Genomic DNA, 21,274 nt, shown 5'->3' on the forward strand with positions numbered 1-21,274 from the left:
CGGCTCTAATCTCGCCGGAGCGCCCATGCCCCGGCAGCCGTTTCAGGCGCCCATGGCGCTCAGGTGGCGCGATCGCTGTAAAGGCTGAGCAGCACCAATGTGGCTATACTGCCGAGGATCAACAGATCGAACCAGGCGAAGTATTGGATAATGGTGGACATCGCATTTTCCTCCCGATATCGGAACGAAACACGCGCGTATTTTGTTCCTGTTCGCCCTCCGGCGCAAGTTCATTACTTGCTGCACCGCAAGAGATGGGAAGGATGCACTGCATTATTTCAGGAAGCCTGAAATAGAAAGCCGGGCGGAAATCCGCCCGGCCCCTGCCCCTGCAAAGGCAGAGGCAATCTGTTGACGGCCTTGTCGGCAAGCCGTTAGTTGACGGCCTTGTCGACCAGCTTGTTCTTGCCGATCCACGGCATCATGCCGCGGAGTTTCGCGCCGACTTCCTCGATCTGGTGCGAGTCGTTGTTGCGGCGGATACCCTTGAAGCGGGCGCCGCCGGCCTTCCATTCCTGCATCCACTCGGAGGTGAACTTGCCGGTCTGGATGTCGTGGAGGACGCGCTTCATCTCGGCCTTGGTCTCGGCGGTGATGATGCGCGGGCCCGTGACGTATTCGCCCCACTCGGCCGTGTTGGAGATCGAGTAGTTCATGTTGGCGATGCCGCCTTCATAGATCAGGTCGACGATCAGCTTCACTTCGTGCAGGCACTCGAAATAGGCCATTTCCGGTGCGTAGCCGGCTTCGACCAGCGTTTCGAAACCGGCGCGGATGAGCTCGACGAGGCCGCCGCACAGGACGACCTGTTCGCCGAAGAGGTCGGTTTCGCACTCTTCCTTGAAATTGGTCTCGATGATGCCCGAACGGCCGCCGCCGACGCCGCAGGCGTAGGAGAGCGCGAGGTCAAGCGCGTTGCCGGAAGCGTTCTGGTGAACGGCGACGAGGCAGGGAACGCCGCCGCCCTTCTGGTATTCGCCGCGAACCGTGTGGCCCGGGCCCTTCGGCGCGATCATGACGACGTCGACCGAGGCCTTCGGCTCGATGAGGCCGAAATGGACGTTGAGGCCGTGCGCGAAGGCGATGGCGGCGCCGTCGCGGATGTTGCCGGCAATCTCGCCCTTGTAGATGTCGGCCTGGAGCTCGTCCGGGGTCGCCATCATCAGGAGGTCGGCCCAGGCGGCGGCTTCGGCGACGGTCATGACCTTGAAGCCGTCGGCTTCGGCCTTCTTGATGGTCGGCGAGCCGGCCTTGAGGGCGATCACGAGGTTCTTGGCGCCGGAATCCTTGAGGTTGAGGGCGTGGGCACGGCCCTGCGAGCCGTAGCCGACGACGGCGACGTTCTTCGCCTTGATGAGGTTGAGATCGGCATCACGATCGTAATAGACGCGCATCGATGGTTCCTTCCCTTCGCTAGTCTGTTTGCGTTGAACCGGCGGGTTGCTGCCGGCTTATCCTTTCGCGCCATGAAGCGTCAGGAAGGCGTCGACCGCCTTCTCCGCGCGGGGCGAGAATTCCTTCTTGAGCGCTGCGGCATTCTCGCCGAGCAGCATGCGCAGATGCATGTCGGAGACGATCAGGCCGTAGAGCGTGCCGTATGCCTCGTCCGCACTGTCAAAGGCAAGCAGCTTCGCCTTGCGGCCCGCCTCCAGGAGAGCGGCGGCGCGCTTGCTGATCTGCCGGCGGCCGCGCTCCTGCAGAAGGCGGCCGAGACCGGCGCCCTCGCGGCTCGCCTGGCCGATGGCAAGGCGGTTCAGCGCCAGCGACACATCGCCGGAAAGCACATCGATCAGGTCGCAGGCGAAGGCGATGAGGTGCTTGCGCAGCGTCTCGGCCGTCAGCGCGCCGGCGCTCACCTCGACCGTGCGCACCTTGCCGGCCTGGTAGGTGATCATCGCCGAGATCAGCCCGTCGCGGTCGCCGAACCACTTATAGAGGCTTTCCTTCGAACAGTTCGCCGCGCGGGCGACACCGGCCGTCGTCAACGCCCGCTCGCCGCCCTCCACGAGCAGGCCCAGCGCACGCTCCAGCACCGCGCCCTGACGTTCCGTCAGTCCCGCGGCCGCAGCCCCCGCCTTTGCCTGTTCGAACCCCTGCAAGATATCCATCCATCCGATTGCGTACCGTACCGTACGGTTCGGCTCCTTCTAGCGATCTCCGCACGGCCGGTCAACAGCCTTCTGCCAATGAAGGAAAGATAAGTGATTTGCCGTGCTAAATCCCGTTTAGAACCGCGACATCCGGCATGCAATAATCGCTGCAATGCACAATGAAGTCGAAATTTTCTTTCCGCTATGTCGCTGATTTGAAACATATCTCTACGCCAAACCGGCAAGAGGCCCGCCCGGCACAAAATTTTTCGCTTCCCAATCCGTTTCCGCTTGTTAAGATTTGTGAGACCTGCGGTGCAGCAGGCCGTTCGCATCACGCGTCGGCACGCCGGCATCGGGGCTCTTAGTCAGGAGTATGAAGCCAATCGCCCTTACGCCAAGGAGACAGAAGATGATGAATTTCCTGCCAGACCTTCACGAAGGACATGCGCCCATCACTCTGCAGCAGCTGTTCGGCGCCGCTTTTGAAGCGCTCGACGCCTGGGAAGACGAACCCGCCGAACCGATGGTGATCTACGAGGACCAGATCGTTCCGATCGGCATCGTTTTCGAAAGCATGCGGGCGTGCACCGATATCCTGCCGCGTACCTTGTCGGACATCGTTTCCGACACGCTCGCCCGCAATCCGGCAGCGGCCGGCACGGAGATCAGCACCTTCGGCGATGCCGCCCAGCTTGCCGGCGCCCTCGTCGAACAGCGCCGCCTGTGCGGCGAGACCGCCATCGCCGCCTTCCTCGACCATCACCGGGTCGACAAGCGCCGCCCGGCCTGATTCCCAGAAACCCCGCCCGGGGCGGAAAAAAGAGGCAGGCGCTGCACGTCATGGCAGCGCCTGCACGAAGGTGAAGGTCGACGCCTCGCAAGGCCGGGTCGTCGTCATTCACAGCGTCCGGCAACCGCGGGTCTTGCAGCGCGGACGATGCGGCGCTGCCGCCAGTCGAATGAAAACCTTGGGCGATCCCCGCTGCACGCATCTTGACCCGGACCACCGAACCACTTATTTCTCCCCACATCGAGATTTGAACGTTGACTTCTGCATTTGCAGGCGCTTACGCCTGCAGTTACGAACCTACCCTTCAAATTCGACCTCCCATGGTTGCCGTCCCGGCGACCGAAGATTGATTTGACGGCTTAGGAAAGGTTTCGTCATGGCAACTGGTACCGTAAAGTGGTTCAACACGACCAAGGGTTACGGCTTCATTCAGCAGGACAGCGGTGAGCCGGACGTTTTCGTCCACATCTCCGCCGTTCAGCGCGCTGGCCTTGCAGCGCTCAACGAAGGTCAGAAGGTCAGCTTCGAGCTGGTTCGCGACCGCAAGTCCGGCAAGATGTCGGCTGACCAGCTCGTCGCAGCCTGATCGGCCGCGACAGCATTGAAATCGGAAAGGCCGGAGCAATCCGGCCTTTTTCGTGCCCGCCCCCTGGCACATTTGGCCACGCAACGGCAGCGACGCAAAATACTTGACTCAGTCAAATAAATAGCGACCATGGTGATCGAAGGAGATCATCATGACGGCCATTGCCCCTGAGGAAACCGGTTCGGACACGATCGAAGCGGTCCGCGCTTTCAACCGCTTCTACACGAACCGCATCGGCGTGCTCGACCGCGCCTATCTCGACACGCCCTATACGCTGACCGAGGCGCGCGTCATCTACGAACTCGCCAATGGCGGCGCGACCGCCGCCTCGCAGCTGACGACGGAACTGTCGCTCGATCCCGCCTATGTCAGCCGCATGCTGAAGGGCTTTTCCGGCACGGGTCTGGTCGACATCCGCAAGGACCCTGCCGATGGCCGGGGACGGCTGCTGAGCCTCACGGAGAGCGGCCGGGCCGTCGCCGCCGACCTCGCCACGCGGTCGCGGGCGAGCATCGCGACCCTGATCGATCCGCTGGACGAAGCGGCGCGGCACAGGCTGACGGCGGCGCTCCGCGACGTCACGGCTCTCCTTGCCGGCGAAAGCCTTTCTGGCCCGATCCGGATCCGCCCCCACCGGGCCGGCGACATGGGCAGGGTGATCGCCAGCCAGGCCCAAAGCTATGCGGAAAGCTACGGCTGGAACGAGGAATACGAGGCGCTCGTCGCCGAGATCTGCGCGAAGTTCCTGCGCGACTTCGATCCGGCCCGCGAGCACTGCTGGATCGCCGAGCAGGACGGCGCGCTCGTCGGCAGCATCTTCCTGCTGAAGGGCAGCGAGACGACGGCCAGGCTGCGCCTGCTGCATGTCGCCGAGGCCGCGCGCGGCCATGGCCTCGGCACCCGGCTGGTGACGGATTGCATCCGCTTTGCGCAAGGTGCCGGCTACAGGCGGCTGGAACTCTGGACGAACGACATCCTGACGGCGGCCCGCCGCATCTACCAGGCCGCCGGCTTCACGCTGGAGAAGGAGGAGGCGCACCACAGCTTCGGCCAGGACCTCGTGGGGCAGACCTGGGCACTCGACCTGGCCGGCTGGCAGGAATCGCTCACGCCTCCTGCAGCGCGCGCTCCGGCCAGCGGCACTCCTGAAGCCCCGCCCGCGTGAACGGGTCGGCAAGCGTGCCGGAGACGATGGCCGCAAGGATCTGCGGTGCCGGCGGGACTTTCGCGACGGTCGCCACCAGCCGGTCGCGCAGCCAGGCGATCGCCCGCGAATCCGACTGGTAGAAGGGCGTGAAGACGTAGGAGAGGAGCTGGAACAGCCGGACATGGTTGCGCCGGGCGGCCGCATAGGCCGCCAGCCCTTCCTCCAGGGTGGAAGCCGCGGACAGGGCATGGGCCAGCGCCGCCGCATCGAGCAGCGCCATGTTCGCCCCCTGCCCGAGCTGCGGGCTGGTCGAATGGGCGCTGTCGCCGATGAAGGCGATGCCGTCCGCCACGGGCGGCAGCGTGGTGCGGTGGGCATAGCGGGCGAGCGTCAACTGGTCCCAGTCCGTGATCTGGTCGAGGAAGGGCGCGGTCTCGGGCCAGTAGTCGAGGATGCGCGCCTTCCAGCGCTGCAGGCCGGCCCGCTGCACCGCGTCCGCGTCGGCCACCTTCAGGCTCCAGAAGAAGGCGACCTTCTGCCCCTCGCCCGCATGGGCCCGGCCGACCGGCAGCACGCCGATCATCACCTTCGCCGCGTCATAGCGTTGCACGAGCGCCCGCGCATCATGCGCGATGCCGTCGCAATCGAGCGTCGCCCAGAAGGCGCCCCAGGGCAGTTCGCGCACAGCGGGCGCGACGACGGACGCGGCGGCAAGCTGCGACCGGGCGCCCGTCGCGTCGACCACCAGGTCGTAGTCGCCTACGATCTCGCCCTCTGGATCGTGCAGGGCCGTGCGGGCCTGCCGCGTCTCGGCCTTGGCGAGCGTGATGCCGGTTCGGATGGGCAGGCCCGCGGCCGCCACCGCATCATGCAGGGTCGCAAAGAGCGCCGCCCGGTGCACGGCAAGGCCATAGCGGCCGCCGGCCAGCGCATCGTAGCGCACGTCGAGCACCGTCCGCCCGCTGCGCGCGTCGGCGCCGTGCAGCCGGTCGATACGGTTGCCGAGCGCGTGAATGGCCGGGGAAAGGCCGAGCGCATCGAGCACGGTGAGCCCCGTCGGCTGCATCAGCAGGCCGGAGCCGACCGGGGACGGCTGCTCGAAGCGTTCGATCAGCTCCACCCGGTGGCCGGCGCGCGACAGAAACAGCGCCGCCGCAAGCCCCGCAGGCCCCGCGCCGGCGATAGCGATATCGAGTGGCTTCATGACCCGCCTTCCCTGCATGCGGCTCCAGAGCGCCAGAGCCGGAGCGTCAGTCCTGAGCCGCGTCGTAGACCTGCCGGGCGGCCCGGATCGCGGCGTGGTTCTCGGAAGACCACTGCACGAGGGAGCGCAGAAGCGCAAGGAAGGAATGGCCGAGCGGCGTCAGGCAATATTCGACGCTCGGCGGCTGGGTGGGGTAGACGGTGCGGGTGAGATAGCCGTCGCGCTGCAGGTCGCGCAGCGTCTGGGTCAGCATGCGCTGCGAAATGTCGGGAATGAAGCGGCGCAACTGCGAAAAGCGGCGCGGCCCGTCGGCAAGGCCGAGGATCATCAGCGACGTCCACTTGCCGCCGACGCTGTCCAGCACGTCGCGCACCGGACAATCGTCCATCGACATGGCGATGCCGTCGATGAGAATGACGCGCTCGCCCTCGGCACGGTCGACGATCCTGTTCATGGCCGGTTCCCTCCAGGTAACCACCGCAGAAAAAACTGCCTTCTTTACAGCTCATAGCAGATTACCAGATAAGAGCAAGTCTCGATTAGAGACCAATCGCAGCAGGACCAGGGCGCCTCCCCGCCACGCCTGCAGGAACGGTCCGCAAGGGCCTAGAAAGGCAAAGACATGACCGACACAGTTCTCGTTACCGGCGCCTCCGGCCAGCTCGGCCGCCTCGTCATCGACGCGCTCCTTGCCTCCGGCAAGCTCGCGCCCGCCGATATCATCGCCACAACCCGCGACGTCTCCAAGCTCGCCGCCTATGCCGACAAGGGCGTCACCGTGCGCGCCGCCGACTTCGACGATCCCGCCTCGCTCGACGCGGCCTTCGCCGGCGCCGGCAAGGTGCTGATCATCTCCACCGACGCGCTAGACACGCCCGGCAAGCGCCTCGCCCAGCACAAGGCCGCCATCGCCGCCGCCGCCAAGGCGGGCGCGAAGCACATCCTCTACACGTCGATGCCGCAGCCGGACGATTCGCTCGTCACCTTCGCCCCCGACCATCTCGGCAGCGAGGAGGCCATCAAGGCGACCGGCATCCCCTACACGATCCTGCGCGACGGCTGGTATGCGGAAAACCTCTTCATGTCGCTGCCGCATGCGCTGCAGACGGGCTCCTGGTACACCTCGACCGGCGCGGGCCGGATCGCCCACATCACCCGCGCCGACACCGCGGCCGCCCTTGTCGGCGCCGTGCTGAAGGCCGGAAACGAGAGCCGGACCTACACCCTGACCGGCACGAAGACGCACACGGCCGAGGAGATCGCCGCCATCGTCTCCGCGGCGACGGGCAAGCCGCTCGCCGTCGTGCATGTCACGGATGCCCAGCTTGCCGAGGGGCTGAAGGCCGCCGGCCTGCCGGAAGGCTTCGTGCCGACCATCGTCTCCTTCGACGCCAACACGCGCGAAGGCAAGATCGCGATGGTGACGGAAGACGCCGAGGCGCTTTCCGGCCGCACGCCGACATCCCTTGAGGACTTCGTCGCCGCGAACAAGGCCGCGTTTCTCGGTTGATGCTATTCAAGGTGCGGCGCTCGACCGGGCGCCGCACGGACTTGTCAGACGTCCTGGCCGCAGGCGCGGCAGAAGCGCCGCACGGTTTCCGCCATGCCGTATTCCAGCGCATCGGCGGTCAGGCCATGGCCGATCGACACTTCGGCAAGGCGCGGGATGCGCGCGACGAGCGCCGGCAGGTTGGCGACCGTCAGGTCATGGCCGGCATTGACGTCGAGGCCGAGCTCGAAGGCGATATCCGCAGTCTCTCCAAGCCGCTCGACGAGCCGCGCCGCCTCGGCCGGATCGTCGTAGCAGCCGCCATAGGGGCCGGTGTAAAGCTCGATCCGGTCCGCGCCGACCTCCTTCGCGATGGTCAGCGCCTCGCGGTCCGGCTCGCCATCGGCAAAGACCGAGACGCGCAGGCCGAGCGCCTTCAGCCGGCCGACGATGTTGCCGAGGAGATTGTGGTTCGCACGGAAGTCCCAGCCATGGTCAGAGGTCGCCTGGGAGGGATCGTCGGGCACGAGCGTCACCTGCTCGGGACGATGCTCCTCGACGAGCCGCATGAACCCCTCTTCCGGAAAACCCTCCATGTTGAATTCCGTGCCGGAGAACTCGGTGTCGATGAGGCTGCGGATCGGCGCGAGATCGGAGAAGCGTATATGGCGCTGGTCGGGCCTTGGGTGCACGGTGAGACCGCTCGCACCCGCCTGAAGGGCGATCCGGCCAAGGCCGGTGACGCTCGGCCAGGGCAGATCCCGCCGGTTGCGCAGCATGGCAATGGCATTGAGATTGACCGACAGTTTCGCAGGCATGGCGACGCACACTCCTCTTGCAGGCCACAAGCTCTAGCCTGTTGTTTCCACAAGGGCAATCGCCTCGAGGGCCCGCCTTGCCGCCGCCTTGCGGCTTTGTGGCGGGAGCCTGTGCATGCCCTCTTGCCGTTGCGCAAGAATCACCGGTAGAATCCCCCGTGATTTTGGGGGATGCCGCGCCGGCGTCCCGTCGTGGGGAACGGGAAAGGAATCGGGCAGCAGCGATGGTCTCCTCTGTGGTGGCACCATGAGCAGGACCGACAGGCCGGCGTGCGAACGTGTGCGGCGCGCGCTCGATGCCATCATCGCAAGCGAAGCGTTCGCCCGGTCCGAGCGGTTGCGCTCGTTCCTTTCCTATATCGTCGAAAACGAGCTTTCCGGCAAAGCCGCCCAGTTGAAGGGCTACACCATCGGCATCGACGTCTTCGGCCGCCCGCCGGGCTTCGATGCCGGCAACGATCCGCTCGTGCGCGTCCAGGCCGGCAAGCTCCGGAAATTGCTGGAGCAGTATTACGAGACGGAGGGCGCGGCAGACCGCCTGCGCATCCGCGTGCCGCTCGGCAGCTACGTGCCGGAATACAGCGCCGCCGAGGACGAGCCGGAGACCGCGGGCAAAGCCCCGCACACACCGCCTTCCACCGTGCGGCCGCTCCGGCAGAAGCCGGCAGTGCGCCGCTCCTGGCTTCCCGCGCCGATCTCCTCGCCGCTCGCTCTCTTCTCGCTGCTGCCGCTCTTCTTCCTGGCCCCTTCGATCTATCCGGATGCCTCCAGCACGGCGATCGCCAAGGCCCAGCTCGTGCTGTCGGTGCAGAACAAGCTCGCGGGGCGCGTCCAGGCGCTGCCGAGCCTCCACATCATGCAATGCTGGCCATCGGGCGGCGAATGCAATGCGCTGGCCCGCGCCATCGCCGGATCCGCCGGCTACCACAGGACCGTGCATCTCGTCGATTCGCGCGATGCAGCGGAACCGCACGCGCTTTCCTATGCCATCCGCATCGAGAGCCAGCCGAACGGACAAGGCATCTATGCCCGACTGGTCCACCAACCATCCGGCACCACGGTCTTCACCCGCCATTTTTCACGCGAGCAGCTGCGCGGCGAAGGCGGCATCGCCTATGAGGCGGTCACCTTCACCGCCCGCGCCCTCACCGCCACCGGCCCGCTGTATCGCCATGCCATGCGCACGGGTGTGGCCAGCAACCTCATGGAATGTCTCGCACAAGGGGAACAGGATCCGCCGCGCGGAACACCCGTTGCCGGCGAGCCGGCAGCCTGCAGCCATCTGCCCGCGGCACTTGCCGACGTCTCGCCGGAAGAAGGCCCTGACATCACGCTGACACGTTGAACGCCCTTTCTCCAGCCCGCAGGCAACGCCAGAAAATACATCCCTAGATATAACGATAGGCACATCCCCCCCTTGGGTTTATTTTAGAATGCAGGGCGGATTGGTAATGTGTGCCGCTCGGATTCACGATCCCGCACAATTAAATCGCGAAAAGGATCTGGAATCCCTGCACGATCGTATACAGTTTCACCGGCATGCACAGCCGGCGAAACAGGGGCATTGTCCGCCGGCTTGTCATCCAGCCTTCGCAATGAGGCTGGCCACGGGCTGGCGACCGGGGGTTAAGCACATGACCAATCTACTTGTTTGCGGGCTGCTTTCATGATGACCAATGAGTCGAAGAAGGCCGACAGCCGTTCGGGCACGCGCAAATCCATCCGTTTCCTGCCGGTCGCGCCCGTGCCGGAGAACCTGCCCGAAGGACGCCTTGCCATCGCCGACATGGCCAATGCCTTCGGCGTGACCCATCGCACGCTGCATTTCTACGAGGAGAAGGGCCTTCTGACCGCGGCCCGCGTCGGCCCCATGCGGGTCTACGGCCCGGATGAAATCCAGCAGATGGCGGTGGTCAACACCTGCCGCGAGACGGGCATGCCCGTCGCGGTGATCCAGGAATTGCTGGAGCGCCTTTCGTCCGCCGAAAGCCAGGAGGAGGCCGACGGCGTCTTCCGCAACGCCATGATCGCCCGCAAGCGCGAACTGGTGGCGCAGCAATCGACGATCCGCCGGCAGATGCAGCAGATCAACGAATTGCTCGATTTCAGCTCCGCCCATGAGCCGGAGACGAACGACAACACCCCCTGCGCCAACCTGGCGCCGGCCGAACTGCGCTGCCTCGCCCTGATGGCGGAAGGTTATCCGACGAGCCGCATCGCCCGCGCGCTCGAGATCGAGCCCGGCGAAGTGCAGGTGATGGAAAAGAACATCATCGCGAAATTCGACAGCAACAACCGTTTCCAGGCCGTCGCCAAGGCGGTCATGCTCGGCATCGTCGGCCACTGAGACCGATGAGACGGGCCGGACATGACGACCGGCCCCTTCCATCCGCTTCCTGAGGAGCGGTCCGCCGTGCGGGTCCCAACTATCGCACGACGGTAAGCGTTTCCGCGGCGCGCGTAATGGCGGTGTAGAGCCAGCGTTCGCGCGTGTCGCGGAAAGCATAACTTTCATCGAACAGCACGACATTGTTCCACTGCGAGCCCTGCGCCTTGTGCACGGTCAGCGCATAGCCGAAATCGAACTCGTCATAGCGCTTGCGCGTCGACCAGGGGATTTCCTCGTCGAGATTCTCGAAGGCGGCCTTCAGGAGCTTGATCTTGGCCGCGCCGCGATCCATGTCGTCGTCCTCCGGCCGGATCATCAGGTTGATGCCGGGCTTCACCGTCTCCTTGGAGGAGCTCATCACCTGCCAGAGCGAGCCGTTGAGCAGGCCCTTGGCCGGGTCGTTGCGCAGGCACACCAGCTTGTCGCCGGATTGCGGATAATCGGTGGTGAATCCCTTCAGCTCGCGCAGGCGCTGGTTGTAGCGCCGCCGCGTCCTGTTCGTGCCGACGAGCACCTGGTCGGCATCGAGCACGAGCGTCTGGTCCACCTCGTTGCGTCCGATGACGCGTGCGGCGCCATAGTCGCCATAGGCGATATCGCTGCCTTCGCGCACCTGCATGGCGAGCTGGATGATGGGATTGTCGCGCGCCTGCCGGTGGATGTCCGTCAAAAGGTAATCCGGCTCCTGGTTGGTGAAGTAGCCGCCACCGGAAACCGGCGGAAGCTGGCCGGGATCGCCGAGCACGAGGATCGGCGTGCCGAAGCTCATCAGGTCCTTGCCGAGCGCCTCGTCGACCATCGAGCACTCGTCGACGACGACGAGGGCGGCCTTGGCCACCGGGCTCTGGCGGTTGATGGAGAACATCGGCGAGATCGAGGTCTTGCCCGTCTCCTCGTCCGACACCTCTTCCTCGCCGCGCGGGCGGTAGATCAGCGAATGGATCGTCTTGGCATTGGTCGCGCCCTTGGAGCGCAGCACCTGGGCCGCCTTGCCGGTGAAGGCCGCGAACAGCACCTCGCCGTCGACATTTTCCGCAAAATGGCGCGCCAGCGTCGTCTTGCCCGTGCCGGCATAACCGAACAGGCGGAACAAAGGCTCGCGCCCGTCCTTCAGCCACCGCGCGACGGCCTTCAGCGCGTCATCCTGTTGGGGTGCAAATTCCATGACCGGACTTGGCAGGATTCGGCGCCGTGAAGCAAGAGAAACGTGCCCCTTTCACGGTTCGACGGACGGAATCGGCCCCCGGGCGATTTTCCCCTGTTCGCCGGTGCGCTGTCGCGCTATTGAGGGCCCAGTTTTCCGGAGCGATCCTTGTCCCGCGCCTCCCCTTCCACAAAGAACACCGCCGTGCCGACGGGGATCGGCAAGCTGTCCGCCGTCCTGCAATGGGCCGCGGTCGGCGCGCTCTCGATCGTCATCACGGTGCCGCTGGAACTCGGGGGCTTTCCCGCCGCCCTGCTGATGGGACCGATGCTGGCCGGCATCGTCGTGGCGCTGGGCGGCGGAACGATCCGCCTGCCGCGCATCTTCTTCTTCATCGTCCAGGTCGTGCTGGCGCTGATGATCGCCACCACGGTCTCCGAGGATTTCCTCGGGACCTTCCAGCGCAACTGGCCGCTGATGCTGTTCGTCGTGGTCTCCGTCATCAGCGTCAGCACGCTGTGCGGCTGGCTGATCACGCGGACCGGCATCCTGCCCGGCACGACGGCGATCTGGGGCTCCTCCGCCGGCGCCGCCTCGACCATGATGATGATGGCGGAAGCCTATGGCGCCGATGCCCGGCTCGTCGCCTTCATGCAGTATCTGCGCGTTGTCTTCGTTGCCAGCCTCGCCACGCTCGTCGCCCATTTCGGCGGGCACGACGGCGCGGCCGTGCCGCCGCATGCCTGGTTCGAGCCGGTGCCGCTGCCGCCGCTCGTCCTGATGCTGGCGGTCGGCATCGTCTGCGGCCTCGCCGGCCAGAAGCTGCGCATCCCGGCCGGCGCCTTCCTGGTGCCCTTCGCGCTCGCCGCCGTGCTCAACGCCTCCGGCACGATCAGCATCGAACTGCCGCAATGGCTGCTCGTCATCGCCTTCACGCTGCTCGGCTGGAACATCGGCCTCGGCTTCACCCGCGCCATCCTCCTGCATGCACGCCGGGCGCTCCTGCCGACGGTGCTCTCCATCCTCGCGCTGATCAGCTTTTCCGGCCTGCTTGCCGGCCTGCTGATCCTCGTCCTCGGCATCGACCCGCTGACGGCCTATCTCTCGACCAGCCCCGGCGGCCTCGATTCCATCGCCGTCATCGCCGCCTCCAGCAAGGTCGACATCGCCTTCGTCATGACGCTGCAGACGGCCCGGCTCATCCTCGTGACCTTGTTCGGCCCGTGGCTCGCCCGCTTCGTCGCCGACCGGGCTTAGGATCAATCGACATCCAGCCCAGGCCGGCATGGGCTGAAGGGCGACTGGCCCTGGTCGACCGCGTTTTCAAGAAGGATGGGCTTTCCGTGCGGCGTCGCCTCGGCGGCGCGGGCCCAGCGATCGGACAGCGCGACCTGCTCCGCCTCGCTCGCAACGCCCCTTTCGGCCAGCAGCGAGGACAGCGCGGCAACCCAGCAGTCGAAATAATCGGCACCATCGGCCGCCCTTGCGGGCCGGTGAACCTCGCGCGACAGGGCCTCGGCCCACTCGCTCCAGGTGAAGACGCCCCGTTCATGGAGGCGCACCGTCATCGCGAAGGCCTGCGCCTGCCAGGGTTCGGCAAAGACCGGGTCGCCTTCCCGGGATTTCGGCAGGCCGGGCGAATCGGCGGGCGTCTCACACCGGCTCAAGATAGCTCTCCCAGGCATCGATCGAGACGGTGAGGCCGGGCGCGGCCCCCTCGCCCCAGATCTCGCCGCCGTCGAAGACGACGGTATAGACCCATTGCGGGTTCTCGCCCTTGCCGTGTGCGCTGTCATCCGGAAAGACGAAGGAGCCCTGCACGGTCTCGACCATGCCGACCTTGCCGCGGGCATAGCGCGGCAGGCGGGTATGCGTCGCCGGATTGACATTGCGAGTGCGCACGCGCGCGCCGGCGGCAAACCGCGGCGCCGTGTCGAGCGGCCGGTCGCACGGCCCGCCCCTCGCAAGAACGGCCGGCACCATCTCCGCCGTCAGCACGCGCTTCGGCGTCGCGCCCTTCTCCAGCGTCCGGCCCTCGGCAAGCTCCGCCCCGCTGACGAAGCCGTGGCGCGCAAGCAGCGTCTCCAGCGCCCGGATCCAGATCTCGTAATAGCTTGCGGCAAGATAGGTGGCCGGCGGAATGTTTTCCCGCGCATGGCGGCTTTCGTCGATGGTCCAGGCGCCGAAGGCGCCGCAGGAGAGCGTCACGCCGAGCGCCCGCTTTTCCCACTCGGCATGGAAATACGGCTCGTCAGCCTTCGGCGCGACGGGGCCGAAGCCGTGCAGGCCGCCGAGATCGTGCGGCCCGTTCATGCCCGCGCCTCGGGGGAAAGCGCCAGCCCGGTGCCGATCATGGCATCGCGCGTCACGAGATCGGCGAGCGCTTCCTGGTCGAGCCCCTCGCTGCCCGCCGGCCGCTCCGGCACGACGAGATAGCGCAGCTCCGCCGTCGAATCCCACACGCGGATCTTCCGGCCGGCCGGCAGCGTGACGCCGAATTCCTCCAGCACGCCGCGCGGGTCCATCACGGCGCGCGCGCGATAGGCCGGCGCCTTGTACCAGACGGGCGGCAGGCCGAGCACGGACCAGGGGTAACAGGAGCAGAGCGTGCAGACGACGAGGTTGTGCGTCTCGCCGTCGTTGAACACCGCCCGCATATGCTCGCCCTGCCGGCCGGTATAACCGAGGCTGGCGATCGCCGCCGTCGCATCCTGCTTCAGCCAGGCGGCGAAATCCGGCTCCGCCCAGGCCTTGGCGACGACGCGCGCGCCGTTGCGCGGGCCGATCTTCGTCTCGTAGGTCTCCACGATGACGTCGATGGCCTTCGGATCGATCAGGCCCTTCTCCGTCAGGATGGTTTCGAGCGCGCGCACGCGCGCTTCCATCGGCGAGAAATGGTTGTCGTGATGATGGTCGTCGTCGTGGTCATGGATGTGCATGGCGGTCCCTCCGCTCCGGCTTTCCTTTTACGCGCCTAGCGCAGCATCGGCCAGAGGCTTGCGACGAGCAGCAGGGCCATCGTCATGTTGAACCATTTCAGCCGCACCGGATCGGAGAGCCACTGGCGCAGCGCCGAGCCGAAGCCGGCCCAGGTGGAGACGCTGGGGAAATTGACGATGGCGAAGGCGATGCCGACGATCAGCACGCTCATCGTGTAGTTCGCCGCGTTCGTATAGGTCGCCATGGCGGACACAGCCATCACCCAGGCCTTCGGGTTGACCCACTGGAAGGCGGCTGCCTCAAGGAAGCTCATCGGCCGCGCGCCCGCCTTGCCTTCGCTTAGCGAGCGCGACGTGCCGATCTTCCAGGCGATCCAGATGAGATAGGCGCCGCCCGCGAATTTCAGCAGCGTATAGACCAGCGGGACGGCCTCCAGCAGCGCGCCGAGCCCGAAGCCGACGGCGAGCAGCAGCACGAGGAAACCGACGCCGATGCCGCACATATGCGGGATCGTGCGCACGAAACCGAAGTTCACGCCGGAGGCGAAGAGCATCATGTTGTTCGGGCCGGGGGTGATGGAGGTGGTGAAGGCGAAGACCAGAAGCGCCAGAAAAATCTCGATCTGCATGGGAGGTCCTGAATAACCCGGTTGTTTTTTTCGATTGATAGTCCATCTCCTTGCAACGACCAGCCAATTCTTGTCATGCATGCAATTCGGATGGCTGATGCATGGCCCTTGCAAGCGGAGCGCACCATGAAAGCGGAACTACCGGCAGTCACCTTCCCCGGCGGTCGGCAGGTGCCGGCCCTTGGCCTCGGCACCTGGCACATGGGCGAAGGCGATGCCTCGATGGCCGAGGAGGTAAACAGCCTGCGCGCCGGCATCGACCTCGGCATGACGCTGATCGACACGGCGGAAATGTATGCCGACGGCGGCGCGGAGACCGTGGTCGGCGAGGCGATCCGGGGGCGGCGCGATGCGGTGTACCTCGTCAGCAAGGTGCTGCCCTACAATGCCAGCCGCAGCGGCACGATCGCCGCCTGCGAGGCAAGCCTGAAGCGCCTCGGCACCGACCATGTCGACCTCTACCTCCTGCACTGGCGCGGCCGCCATCCGCTCGCCGAGACGGTCGAGGCCTTCGAGATACTGAAGGCTGAGGGCAAGATCGGCGCCTGGGGCGTCTCCAACTTCGACAAGGACGACATGCTGGAACTGCTCGACGTCGCCGAGCCCGCCCGTCCCGCCGCCAACCAGGTGCTCTACAACCTGTCCCGTCGCGGCATCGAGTTCGATCTCCTGCGCTGGAGCCAGGTGCAGGGCATCCCGATCATGGCCTATTCACCGCTCGACGAGGGCCGACTCGTCGGCCATCCGGTGCTGGAGGAGATCGGCCGCATCCACAAGGCGAGCGCCGCCCAGGTCGCCCTCGCCTTCCTCCTGACGAGGCCCGGCGTCATCGCCATCCCGAAATCCGGCTCGCCGGACCGCGTGCGCGAAAATTTCAACGCCGCCGAAATCCGCCTGACCTCGGAAGACCTCCGCCTCCTCGACGACGCCTTCCCGCCGCCGACGCGCAAGCGTCCGCTGGAGATGATCTGATCCGCATGAAAAAGGGCTTTCCCGTTTCCCGAAAAGCCTTCCCCACCCGCGACGTCATCCTCGGGCTTGACCCGAGGATCCATGCCACAAGTGAGGGCGTCCGGTGACGTATGGATCCTCGGGTCAAGCCCGAGGATGACGAAGGAGAGGTTTTCGGGCCTTGTCGCCGGTCAAAACAGGCCTCCGCTTGAAGGCTCCGCCGGCAGGCTTGAAAGCGTTGGCCCCCTACCCGCTCACATGCCCTGCGGACCGCGATTCATCGCGGCGATGCCCGTGCGGCACACTTCGCTGAGGCCGAGCGGCTTCATGACCGCCACGAACTGATCGACCTTGGACGACTTGCCGGTGATCTCGAAGATGAAATGCTCGGTGGTCGCATCGACGACCTTGGCGTGGAAGGCATCGGCAAGGCGCAGGGTTTCCGCGCGCAATTCGCCGGCCCCCGTGACCTTGACCAGCGCGACCTCTCGCTCGATCGGCCGTTCCTGGCCCATCGTCTTGGCGCGGACGGTGAGGTCGACGACCCGGTGCACCGGCACGATGCGCTCGAGCTGCGATTTGATCTGTTCGAGAACACCGGGCGTGCCGCGCGTCACGATGGTGATGCGCGAAAGGTGCGCCTCGTGCTCGGTCTCGGAAACCGTGAGGCTCTCGATATTGTAGCCGCGGCCGGAGAACAGGCCGATGACGCGGGCAAGCACGCCCGGCTCGTTGTCGACCAGCACGGAGAGCGTGTGGCTCTCCGCGACCTGGGTTTCCTTGGCGATGAAATAGGCGGAGCCCGTGGGCTGAAGGTGTGCGTTCATGATGTTCTTTCCTCACGCAATTCCAAACGCAAAGCCGCTTCACGCTTTTGCTGGAATTGCTCTCCTTTCCATCAAACGAGCTGGCGGCCCTTGGCGTCGATCGCATTGGCGACCGCTTCGTCCGTGGCCTCGTCGGGCAGCAGCATTTCATTGTGCGCCTTGCCCGAGGGGATCATCGGGAAGCAGTTGGCGAGGTTCGCCACGCGGCAGTCGAAGATGACCGGGCGCTTGACGTCGATCATCTCCTGGATCGCGCCGTCGAGATCGCCGGGCTTGTCGCAGGCGATGCCGACGCCGCCATAGGCTTCCGCGAGCTTGACGAAGTCAGGCATCGCCTCCGTGTAGGAATTCGACAGGCGGTTGCCGTGCAGGAGCTGCTGCCACTGGCGCACCATGCCCATATACTGGTTGTTCAGGATGAAGATCTTGACCGGCAGGTTATACTGGACCGCACAGCTCATCTCCTGGATGCACATCTGGATCGAGGCATCGCCCGCGATGTCGATGACGAGGCTGTCGCGGTGCGCGACCTGCACGCCGATCGCCGCCGGGAAGCCGTAGCCCATCGTGCCGAGGCCGCCCGAGGTCATCCAGCGGTTCGGCTGCTCGAAGCCGTAGAACTGCGCCGCCCACATCTGGTGCTGGCCGACTTCCGTCGTGATGTAGGTGTCGCGATCCTTGGTCAGCTCGTAGAGCCGCTGGATCGCATATTGCGGCATGATCACGTCGTCGCTCGCCTTGTAGGCGAACGAGTTGCGCGCGCGCCATTTGGCGATCGACGTCCACCAGTCGTTCTGGACCGCCTTGTCGTAATCCTTCGCGGCAGCACGCCACTGGCGGACCATGTCCTCCAGGATCGCGCCGACATCGCCGAGGATCGGAACGTCGACACGGACGTTCTTGTTGATCGAGGACGGGTCGATGTCGATGTGGATCTTCTTCGAGTTCGGAGAAAAGGCGTTGAGGCGGCCGGTGATGCGGTCGTCGAAGCGCGCGCCGATGCAGACCATGACGTCGCAGTCATGCATCGCCATGTTCGCCTCGTAGGATCCGTGCATGCCCAGCATGCCCAGCCAGTTCTTGCCGGAGGCCGGATAGGCGCCGAGGCCCATCAGCGTCGAGGTGATCGGGAAGCCGGTGATCTCGACCAGCTCGCGCAGGAGGCGCGAGGCTTCCGGCCCGGAATTCACGACGCCGCCGCCGGAATAGATGATCGGCCGGCGGGCCGAGCGCATCAGGCTGACGGCAGCCGCGATCTGGTTCGCATCGCCCTGCAGCTTCGGCTGGTAGCTCTTCTGGATGGGCGCTGCGGAGGGCGGCGTATAGGTGCCGGTCGCGAACTGGACGTCCTTCGGGATATCGACGACGACGGGACCGGGACGGCCGGACTGCGCGATGCGGAAGGCCTCGTGGATGATGCGGGCGAGATCGTTGACGTCCTTGACCAGCCAGTTGTGCTTGGTGCAGGGGCGCGTGATGCCGACCGTGTCGCATTCCTGGAAGGCGTCCGATCCGATGAGCGTGGTCGGAACCTGACCGGTGAGGCAGACGAGCGGGATGGAATCCATCAACGCGTCCTGCAGCGGCGTGACGGCATTGGTCGCGCCCGGACCCGAGGTGACGAGCATGACGCCGACCTTGCCGGTGGAGCGGGCATAGCCTTCGGCCATGTGGCCGGCGCCCTGCTCGTGGCGCACCAGGATGTGCTCGATGTCGTCCTGCTGGAAGATCTCGTCATAGATCGGCAGGACGGCACCGCCCGGATAGCCGAAGATATGTTCCACGCCATTGTCTTTCAGGGCCTGCAAGACAATTTCGGCGCCCGTCATCTGATTTTCTGTTCCGCTCATCGGATTTCCGTCCGTCTCTTTCGTATTTCGGGTGATTATCGAATTTCTGGGCATAAAAAAAGGCCCCTTGGAGGAGCCTGCTTACCGCGCATGGGTGCTTTCGCCGGGTGGTTACACCACCCTGCCCATGCGCGTTCCCACCACAAGAATGATAGAGGTCAGATTTTTCATGGGGCGAAGTGTTAACGGCAAAGCCCACGCGCGTCAACGCCTTTCCGTCTGTTTCGAAACGGCACGGATTCGCGCATATCCGCGAAATTGCAATCCAGGGATGCATCATGACGAAACGTCTTATTAAGCGCCAGCCGTTAGACTTCGCCTTTGATGGCAAGGAGTGCCGTGATTGCTGAACAGTGATTTTCAAAGTTCCATCGTGGCTGGGGAGCAGGAGCGCCGGGACGGCGTTTCGACGGGCAACCGCCTGCTCGGCCGCGTCGTCGCCTGCAACGGCTCGCATGCCACCATCAGCGCCGTCGCCGAAGGCGGGGAAACGGCGCTTACGGAACTGTGGGCCGTCGGCCGTCTCATCTCCATCTCCGTCGGCCGCAACCGGATCGTCGCGCTCGTCTATTCCATGTCCACCGACCAGCAGAGCTGGGTGGAGAACCACGACACGGTCTTCCGCATCGAGGTCGAGCTGCTGGGCGAAGTGCATGTCAGCGCCGATGGCCGCGAGGAGTTTTCCGCCGGCATCACCGACTATCCGCATCTCGGCGCCATCGCCCATCGCATCCGCGCTTCGGATCTCGCCAAGGTCTACGACACCGGCAAGAACGATGTCTGCGCCATCGGCAAGCTGACGCAGGACGAGACGATCGACGCGACGATCCACGTGCCCTCCATGCTGGAGAAGCACTTCGCCATCGTCGGCACGACCGGCGTCGGCAAGTCCACCGCCGTCACGCTGCTGCTGCACAAGGCGATCCAGGCCGATCCGCGCCTGCGCGTGCTCATTCTCGACCCGCACAACGAATTCGCCTCCGCCTTCGGCGATCTTGCGGTCATCATCGACACCGACACGCTGGACCTGCCCTTCTGGTTGTTCCGGCTGGAGGAATTCGCCGAAGTCGTCTTCCGCGGCCGCCCGCCGGTGCCGGAGGAGATGGACATCCTGCGCGACCTGATCCCGGAGGCCAAGCGCGCCTTCCGCGGATCGAGCGACAACGGCCTTATGCGCCGCAGCAGCGAGAAAAGCTCGGTGACGGCCGACACGCCGGTACCCTTCCGCATTGCCGACCTGCTCGCCCTCGTCGACGAGCGCATCGGGCGCCTGGAGGGCCGGGCGGAAAAGCCGCACCTGCGCTCGCTCAAGGTCAAGATCATGTCGGCGATCAACGACCCGCGCTACCATTTCATGTTCTCCTCGAACACGATCACCGACACGATCCTCGATACGATCGCCCGCATCTTCCGCATTCCCGGCGACGGCAAGCCGGTGACAACCTTCCAGCTCGCCGGCATTCCTTCCGAAGTCGTCAATTCGGTCGCCTCCGTGCTCTGCCGCATGGCCTTCGAGATCGGCCTTTGGAGCAATGGCGGCGTGCACATGCTCGTCGTCTGCGAGGAGGCGCACCGCTACGTGCCGGCCGACATGAAGCTCGGCTTCATGCCGACGCGCCAGGCCATCGCCCGCATCGCCAAGGAAGGCCGCAAATACGGCGTCTCGCTCGGCATCATCACCCAGCGCCCCGGCGAGCTCGACCCGACGATCCTCTCCCAGTGCTCGACGATCTTCGCCATGCGCCTTGCCAACGAGCACGACCAGGAGATCATCCGCTCGGCGATCCCCAACTCATCGTCCTCGACGACCAGCTTCATCTCCTCCATCGGCAATGGCGAGGCGATCGCCTTCGGCGAAGCCGTGGCCGTGCCGATGCGCATGCGCTTTTCGCGCGTCGAGGCCAATCGTCTGCCGAAGGCGAACGGCACCGGCGTCAAGATCAGCGACGAGACGCCGCAAAGCGTCGACCTGCGCTCCATCGTCGCCCGCATGCGCGCCATCACCGGGCCCGACATTTCCGGCTTCCAGAGTTCCTACCTCGCCGCCCAGGGCCAGAACACCCCGTTGCCGACCGGCTACGAGGATGCGCCCTACGAGGACGAGGAAGACTATGTCGAGACGCTGCGGGCAGCAGAGGCCGCGCGTCCCGCCGCCCAGCCGCTCCAGCACGAGCCGTACCGGCCCGACATGCTGCCGGGCGCCCAGGGCGCCTACGACCCCTCGCCCCAGGAACGGTTCGAGGCGATCCGCCGGGAATTGACCTCCGAGCCGCAGCGTCCCGCCGCCGATCCCTATCGCCAGCCGGCAGCACGCCCCGCGCCCGCCTTCGGCGAGCAGCAGGAGCCGCGGCGCGAGGGCTCCATCCGCGAACAGCTTCTCAAGAAGCCGCTGAGCAGCCTGATCCGGCGCTGAGACGC

Annotated in this window: 21 protein-coding genes; 9 read left to right on the top strand and 12 right to left on the bottom strand. The window is 65.6% G+C overall.

The window, feature by feature from the left end; genetic code table 11:
• Positions 1-374: 374 nt before the first annotated feature.
• Together ilvC and shn_RS10955 are read right to left on the bottom strand one after the other, a co-directional pair.
• On the bottom strand, positions 375-1,394 hold the full coding sequence (gene ilvC, locus shn_RS10950) for a ketol-acid reductoisomerase (protein WP_064330429.1): 1,020 nt from the start codon (positions 1,392-1,394) through the stop codon (positions 375-377).
• Positions 1,395-1,451: 57 nt separating this feature from the next.
• Positions 1,452-2,099 carry a TetR/AcrR family transcriptional regulator gene (locus shn_RS10955; protein WP_245337385.1) on the bottom strand — a complete coding sequence of 216 codons (648 nt, stop codon included), beginning with the start codon at positions 2,097-2,099 and terminating at the stop codon, positions 1,452-1,454.
• 403 nt (positions 2,100-2,502) lie between these two features.
• Between shn_RS10955 and shn_RS10960 the strand changes: the two genes are divergently transcribed.
• The 3 genes from shn_RS10960 to shn_RS10970 all read left to right on the top strand — a co-directional run bounded on the left by shn_RS10960 (position 2,503) and on the right by shn_RS10970 (position 4,634).
• The gene (locus shn_RS10960) at positions 2,503-2,883 is read left to right on the top strand and encodes a hypothetical protein (RefSeq protein ID WP_064330431.1); all 381 of its coding nucleotides are present in this window, start codon (positions 2,503-2,505) and stop codon (positions 2,881-2,883) included.
• Between the two features lie 376 nt (positions 2,884-3,259).
• Positions 3,260-3,469, top strand: a complete 210-nt coding sequence (locus shn_RS10965; protein ID WP_064330432.1) for a cold-shock protein — start codon at positions 3,260-3,262, stop codon at positions 3,467-3,469.
• Between the two features lie 151 nt (positions 3,470-3,620).
• On the top strand, positions 3,621-4,634 hold the full coding sequence (locus shn_RS10970) for a helix-turn-helix domain-containing GNAT family N-acetyltransferase (protein ID WP_064330433.1): 1,014 nt from the start codon (positions 3,621-3,623) through the stop codon (positions 4,632-4,634).
• Here shn_RS10970 and shn_RS10975 read toward each other — a convergent pair.
• Both shn_RS10975 and shn_RS10980 read right to left on the bottom strand, forming a co-directional pair.
• Positions 4,576-5,820: an NAD(P)/FAD-dependent oxidoreductase gene (locus tag shn_RS10975; protein WP_064330434.1), complete on the bottom strand. Its 1,245-nt coding sequence runs from the start codon at positions 5,818-5,820 to the stop codon at positions 4,576-4,578. The two genes, shn_RS10970 and shn_RS10975, sit on opposite strands and share 59 nt — an antisense overlap.
• Before the next feature lie 46 nt (positions 5,821-5,866).
• Positions 5,867-6,274, bottom strand: a complete 408-nt coding sequence (locus shn_RS10980) for a helix-turn-helix domain-containing protein (RefSeq protein WP_064330435.1) — start codon at positions 6,272-6,274, stop codon at positions 5,867-5,869.
• Between the two features lie 168 nt (positions 6,275-6,442).
• Here shn_RS10980 and shn_RS10985 point away from each other — a divergent pair, with 168 nt between their 5' ends.
• Positions 6,443-7,330, top strand: a complete 888-nt coding sequence (locus shn_RS10985; RefSeq protein WP_064330436.1) for an SDR family oxidoreductase — start codon at positions 6,443-6,445, stop codon at positions 7,328-7,330.
• A 44-nt stretch (positions 7,331-7,374) separates the two neighbouring features.
• Here the strand turns inward: shn_RS10985 and shn_RS10990 are convergent, their stop codons facing one another.
• Positions 7,375-8,127: a pyridoxine 5'-phosphate synthase gene (locus shn_RS10990; protein WP_064330437.1), complete on the bottom strand. Its 753-nt coding sequence runs from the start codon at positions 8,125-8,127 to the stop codon at positions 7,375-7,377.
• Between the two features lie 247 nt (positions 8,128-8,374).
• Here shn_RS10990 and shn_RS10995 point away from each other — a divergent pair, with 247 nt between their 5' ends.
• Both shn_RS10995 and shn_RS11000 read left to right on the top strand, forming a co-directional pair.
• Positions 8,375-9,472 (top strand): hypothetical protein, encoded by a 1,098-nt coding sequence (locus shn_RS10995; RefSeq protein WP_145925905.1) that lies wholly within the window; start codon positions 8,375-8,377, stop codon positions 9,470-9,472.
• 321 nt (positions 9,473-9,793) lie between these two features.
• Positions 9,794-10,474 (top strand): MerR family transcriptional regulator, encoded by a 681-nt coding sequence (locus tag shn_RS11000; protein ID WP_245337386.1) that lies wholly within the window; start codon positions 9,794-9,796, stop codon positions 10,472-10,474.
• A 79-nt stretch (positions 10,475-10,553) separates the two neighbouring features.
• Here the strand turns inward: shn_RS11000 and shn_RS11005 are convergent, their stop codons facing one another.
• A complete protein-coding gene (locus shn_RS11005) occupies positions 10,554-11,681 on the bottom strand; it encodes an ATP-dependent RecD-like DNA helicase (RefSeq protein WP_064330439.1) in 1,128 nt (375 codons plus the stop codon).
• Positions 11,682-11,828: 147 nt separating this feature from the next.
• On the opposite strand from shn_RS11005, the gene shn_RS11010 reads away from it, so the two are divergent.
• Positions 11,829-12,917 carry an AbrB family transcriptional regulator gene (locus tag shn_RS11010; RefSeq protein WP_064330440.1) on the top strand — a complete coding sequence of 363 codons (1,089 nt, stop codon included), beginning with the start codon at positions 11,829-11,831 and terminating at the stop codon, positions 12,915-12,917.
• Positions 12,918-12,919: 2 nt separating this feature from the next.
• On the opposite strand, the gene shn_RS11015 is transcribed toward shn_RS11010, so the two are convergent.
• The 4 genes from shn_RS11015 to shn_RS11030 are packed head-to-tail and all read right to left on the bottom strand — an operon-like array spanning position 12,920 to position 15,228.
• Positions 12,920-13,327, bottom strand: coding sequence for a nitrile hydratase accessory protein (locus shn_RS11015; RefSeq protein ID WP_064330441.1), 408 nt, complete (start codon positions 13,325-13,327; stop codon positions 12,920-12,922).
• Complete coding sequence (nthB, locus tag shn_RS11020) at positions 13,314-13,973, bottom strand: nitrile hydratase subunit beta (RefSeq protein WP_064330442.1); 660 nt, start codon at positions 13,971-13,973, stop codon at positions 13,314-13,316. The genes shn_RS11015 and nthB overlap by 14 nt, the downstream gene beginning before the upstream one ends.
• Entirely contained in the window at positions 13,970-14,599 is a 630-nt protein-coding gene (gene nthA / locus shn_RS11025) for a nitrile hydratase subunit alpha (protein ID WP_064330443.1), read from the bottom strand. The genes nthB and nthA overlap by 4 nt, the downstream gene beginning before the upstream one ends.
• A 35-nt stretch (positions 14,600-14,634) precedes the next feature.
• Positions 14,635-15,228, bottom strand: a complete 594-nt coding sequence (locus tag shn_RS11030) for a LysE family translocator (protein ID WP_064330444.1) — start codon at positions 15,226-15,228, stop codon at positions 14,635-14,637.
• 126 nt (positions 15,229-15,354) lie between these two features.
• Here shn_RS11030 and shn_RS11035 point away from each other — a divergent pair, with 126 nt between their 5' ends.
• Entirely contained in the window at positions 15,355-16,200 is an 846-nt protein-coding gene (locus shn_RS11035) for an aldo/keto reductase (RefSeq protein ID WP_064330445.1), read from the top strand.
• Between the two features lie 233 nt (positions 16,201-16,433).
• On the opposite strand, the gene ilvN is transcribed toward shn_RS11035, so the two are convergent.
• Together ilvN and shn_RS11045 are read right to left on the bottom strand one after the other, a co-directional pair.
• Complete coding sequence (ilvN, locus tag shn_RS11040; RefSeq protein WP_064330446.1) at positions 16,434-17,006, bottom strand: acetolactate synthase small subunit; 573 nt, start codon at positions 17,004-17,006, stop codon at positions 16,434-16,436.
• Positions 17,007-17,077: 71 nt separating this feature from the next.
• The gene (locus shn_RS11045; RefSeq protein ID WP_064330447.1) at positions 17,078-18,856 is read right to left on the bottom strand and encodes an acetolactate synthase 3 large subunit; all 1,779 of its coding nucleotides are present in this window, start codon (positions 18,854-18,856) and stop codon (positions 17,078-17,080) included.
• A gap of 343 nt (positions 18,857-19,199) precedes the next feature.
• Here shn_RS11045 and shn_RS11050 point away from each other — a divergent pair, with 343 nt between their 5' ends.
• Positions 19,200-21,269: an ATP-binding protein gene (locus tag shn_RS11050; protein WP_064330448.1), complete on the top strand. Its 2,070-nt coding sequence runs from the start codon at positions 19,200-19,202 to the stop codon at positions 21,267-21,269.
• Positions 21,270-21,274 lie beyond the last annotated feature (5 nt).

The sequence above is a fragment of the Shinella sp. HZN7 genome (assembly GCF_001652565.1).
Lineage (GTDB): Bacteria > Pseudomonadota > Alphaproteobacteria > Rhizobiales > Rhizobiaceae > Shinella > Shinella granuli.